This is a genomic window from Streptomyces bambusae, from assembly GCF_019400985.1.
In the GTDB taxonomy this organism is placed as follows: domain Bacteria; phylum Actinomycetota; class Actinomycetes; order Streptomycetales; family Streptomycetaceae; genus Streptomyces; species Streptomyces bambusae_A.
The window spans coordinates 1-1,988 of sequence record NZ_WTFF01000586.1; the positions used below are offsets into that span (position 1 = coordinate 1).

Annotated in this window: 1 protein-coding gene; it reads right to left on the reverse strand. The window is 75.8% G+C overall.

The window, feature by feature from the left end:
• Nucleotides 1-1,988, reverse strand: a 1,988-nt coding sequence (locus tag GPJ59_RS35795; RefSeq protein ID WP_219672295.1) for a polyketide synthase dehydratase domain-containing protein, incomplete at both ends; no start/stop codon positions are given.

Genomic DNA, 1,988 nt, shown 5'->3' on the forward strand with positions numbered 1-1,988 from the left:
GGCCAGCCGGGTCTGCTCGGCGAGCGGCCGGACCGCCCAGTCGCGCAGCAGGGATGCGGCGGCCCAGACCCCGGCCACGGCGGCCGCCACGGGGTCGCCCGGCTCGTCGCCGCTGTCGCCCGTATCGTCGCCGCGGTCGGCGCCGGCGGCCTCCTGCGCGGCCGAGGCGTGCGGGACGGAGATGTGCGGGACGGAGGCGGCAAGGTCCAAGAGGTGTACAACGGTTGCGGGCACCTCGCCGGCCGCCGCCTCCAGCGCGTCCGCGTCCGCGTGGGCGGCGGCGCGCATTCCGGCGCCGGACAGGGCGTCGGCCAGGGCGGCCGGGACCGGGCCGAGCAGCGCGCAGGGGCCGGCGGGAACGCCGACCGGCTCCAGCGGCTCCCATCGGGTCTCCAGCAGGGCCGCGCCGTCGGCGGCGAGGTCCTGCGGGCTCGGTGCGCGCAGGGTGAGGGAGTCGACGGAGGCGACGGGCGCACCCAGTTCGTCGGTGATCCGCAACGACAGGGTGTCGGCACCGCTCCGGGTCAGGTGGACCCGTACGGAGGCCGCGCCCGCCCGGTACAGGGTCATGCCCTGCCAGGTGAACGGCAGCCGGCCGGCGTCGTCGGACCCGCCCGGCGACTCGATGAACCCCGTGTGCAGCGCGGCGTCGAACAGCGCCGGGTGGAAGGCGAACCGGGCGGCTTCGTCGCCCTCGGACGCCGGCAGGGAGACCTCGGCGAAGATCTCGTCCCCGCGCCGCCAGGCGGCCTTGAGCCCTTGGAAGGCCGGGCCGTAGTCGAAGCCCATGGCCACGGCCCGGACGTACGTGTCCCCCGCCTCGACCTCCTCGGCGTCGGCCGGAGGCCAGATCAGCGGCCCCGCCTCGGTCTCCGCCGGCGCACCGGCGGCGAGCAGGCCTCCGGCGTGCCGGGTCCACTCGGCGTCCACGGCGCCTGCGGCGCCGGCGGGACGGGCGTACACGGTGACCGACCAGCGCTCCGGGTCGCCGTCGGCCGGAGCCACGGCGACCTGCACCTCCGCCTCGGCGTGCGCGGGCAGTCGCAGCGGGGCGAGGACGGTCAGCTCGTCGACGGTGGCGCAGCCGACGGCCTGGCCGGCGTGCAGGGCCATCTCGACGAAGGCCGTGCCGGGCACGATCACGGTGCCGTTGACGACGTGGTCGGCCAGCCACGGGTGGGTACGGGCCGACAGCCGGCCGGAGAGGATCAGCTCGTCGGACTCGGCGCGGGCCAGGGCCGACGCCAGCAGCGGATGGGCGTCGGAGCCCTGCGACCCGGCGGACAGTGGCCGCGGCCAGAACCGGGTGCGCCGGAACGCATATCCGGGCACGCCGGCCGCGCGCGGTCCCGTACCGAAGTACGCGCTCCAGTCCGGGTCGATCCCCCGGGCGAAGAGGGCGGCCAGCGCGCCGGCCAGGGTCTCGGCCTCGGGACGGGCGCGGCGCAGGACGGGCACGAAGGCGCAGGCATCGGCGGCCTCCTCGGTCACGCAGTGCTGGGCCATGGCGGTCAGGACCGCGTCGGGCCCCAACTCCACGAAGGTCCGCACCCCTTCGGCCTCCAGAGCCGCGATCCCGTCCGCGAACCGCACCGCGTCACGGACATGCCGCACCCAGTACCCGGCCGAGCACAGCTCTTGCGCCGAAGCGATCCGCCCCGTCACGTTCGACACCACCGGGACCGCCGGAGCGTGGTACGTCAACTCCTCGGCGACCTGCCGGAACGCCTCCAACATCGGCTCCATCAAAGGCGAATGGAAGGCGTGCGAGACCGTCAGCCGCTTGGTCTTACGGCCCTCGTCCGCCAGCTTCCCGGCCACCACCAGCACCGCGTCCTCGACACCCGAAACCACCACCGCGCGCGGCCCGTTGACCGCCGCGATGTCCGTCCCGTCGATCAACAGCGCCCGGACCTCGTCCTCCGCGGCCTGCACCGACACCATCGCCCCGCCCTCGGGCAGCCCACCCATCAGACGGCCACGCGCCT